The 2206-nt window shown below is 36.6% G+C and carries 3 protein-coding genes; all 3 read left to right on the forward strand.

The annotated features are described in order from the left end of the window. Positions 1 to 1609 (forward strand): helicase-related protein (locus tag D8848_RS10615; RefSeq protein ID WP_260467312.1); only part of this gene is annotated, 1609 nt, incomplete at its 5' end. Positions 1610 to 1683: 74 nt separating this feature from the next. Next, the gene (locus D8848_RS10620) at positions 1684 to 1968 is read left to right on the forward strand and encodes a DUF5962 family protein (RefSeq protein ID WP_125444109.1); all 285 of its coding nucleotides are present in this window, start codon (positions 1684 to 1686) and stop codon (positions 1966 to 1968) included. Between the two features lie 13 nt (positions 1969 to 1981). Beyond that, positions 1982 to 2206 (forward strand): DUF5966 family protein (locus tag D8848_RS10625; RefSeq protein ID WP_125450672.1); only part of this gene is annotated, 225 nt, incomplete at its 3' end.

Genomic DNA, 2206 nt, shown 5'->3' on the forward strand with positions numbered 1-2206 from the left:
TAAAAAGTTTGTTAAAAAGTTTGTCAATCTACCTGAGTTGATGAAAATCTATAAAGAAACAGCCGACATTCAAACACAAGATATGTTGGATTTACCTGTTCCAGAAGCTCATATTATCCCTATTGAGAGTGAGTTAACTGAAAACCAGAAACTCTATTTAGAAGAATTGGTTATGAGGTCAGATATGGTCAAATGTGGAACAGTTGATCCGAGCCAGGATAACATGTTAAAGATAACAGGTGAGGCGCGGAAACTAGCTATTGATATGCGTTTATTGGACTCTAGTTATAGTCTAGCAGACAATCATAAACTGCTTCAGGTAGTGGATAATGTTGAAAGAATTTATCGTGAGGGAATGGAAAATAAGGCTACTCAGATGATTTTTTCAGATATTGGCACACCTAAGAAAAAAGATAATGGCTTTGATGTTTATTCTGAGATTAAGGCTTTATTAGTTGATAGAGGAATCCCTAGTATGGAAATTGCCTTTGTACATGATGCCAATAGTGATGAAAAGAAGAATAGCTTGTCTCGAAAGGTTAATGCAGGAGAGGTTCGGGTTCTTCTTGCCTCAACTGAAAAAGGAGGAACAGGTTTAAATGTTCAGAGCAAGATGAAAGCAGTTCACCATCTGGATGTACCGTGGAGACCAAGTGACATTCAGCAACGTAATGGACGTATTATCCGACAGGGAAATGAAAACAAGGAAGTGGATATTTACCACTATATTACCAAAGGTTCGTTTGATAATTATCTATGGGCAACTCAGGAGAACAAACTCCGTTATATTAAGCAGATTATGACTTCTAAGGAGCCGATTCGTGCTGCGGAAGATATTGATGAACAGACTATGACAGCTTCTGATTTTAAGGCATTAGCAACAGGTAATCCTTATCTCAAATATAAGATGGAACTAGAGAATGATTTAACCCTATTAGAAAACCAAAGACGCGCATTTCAACGCAGCAAGGATCACTATCGTCATACAATCTCTTACTGTGAAGAAAATATGCCCATTCTTGAGAAACGATTAAGCAAGTATGAAGGCGATATTCAACAGTCTGAAATATCGAAAGACCAGGCATTTTCTATGAGGGTAGGTAAGCAAGCTTTTGATCAACGAGCTGAAGCAGGGGAATCCCTACACCGTCTTATCCGTCATAATCAAGCTGATATTAAAGAATTTCGCACCTTAGCCAGTTATCGAGGATTTGACATTAAAATGCTTAGTCTTCCAACAAATCAACCTCTTCCTGAAACCTTCTCTGTTAAGATTGTAGGAGAAAATCAATATTCTGTCAGTTTAGATTTGTATTCTCCTTTGGGGACAATTCAAAGGCTTCAACATACGATTGATCACATTAAAGAGGACCAAGTGAAAACTCAGAACTTATTGGATGAATTAAAGGATAAATGGACTACTGCTAAGGTAGAAATTGAGAAAAATTTTCCAAAGGAAGAGGAGTATCAAACTAAAAAGGCCGAATACGATGTACTCGCGCCATTGATTGAAACAGAAACGGATCTAGATATTATTGATCAGGCATTAAGGCAATTCCACGAAAAAGGAAAAGAAAAGCAAGAACAACTTTCTTTTGAATTAGATTAAAAAATATATATAAATAGCGGACAAGAAAAGAAAAGCGCGGTAGAATAAAGATAGAAAGAAACGAGGTAACGATTATGATGGAAGATACCTATTATCAATTAGAAGAGGCCTTGGTACAGGGATTTCAAACACCTGAAGAATACCAAGCCTACAAGGAGTTAAAGGAACATTATGAGGAAGTGACGGGGGATTACAGTTTTTCTAAACGAGAACTCACTAGTCAATTGGAAATCGCTCTTCAAAATCATCGAGGTGTGGACTTTGAAGGATATGAAAAAGAGGAGTATTTGGACTTAGTCCAAAAATTAGCAGAGTTTGATTCTTCTCTTGCCACCTATTATCGTCAATTGATTGACTAGAAAGGAGAAAGTCATGAATGATTTACTCCTTATCCCAGTAATTTTTTTAGCAGTAGGAGGAATTCTCATTCTTTTATGGAGACTCTTTCTTATTGCCAGTGGACTTTTCCTTATTGGTTTTATCAGTTTTCTTATTTTCGTGGAGGTCTATGGAATTTATTTGTTCTTTACTGAACCGACTTTATACTTTGATGATATCAGACAACATGGTTTAACTAGTTTTACGGCTGTGTACCTT

Origin of the sequence: Streptococcus mitis, assembly GCF_003942775.1 — a bacterium.
GTDB classification, from domain to species: Bacteria; Bacillota; Bacilli; order Lactobacillales; family Streptococcaceae; genus Streptococcus; species Streptococcus mitis_CN.

What these genes read in the sequence shown, in the direction of transcription:
- D8848_RS10620 (WP_125444109.1), top strand. Translation starts at nt 1,684, where the DNA reads ATGATGGAAGATACCTATTATCAATTAGAAGAGGCCTTGGTACAGGGA.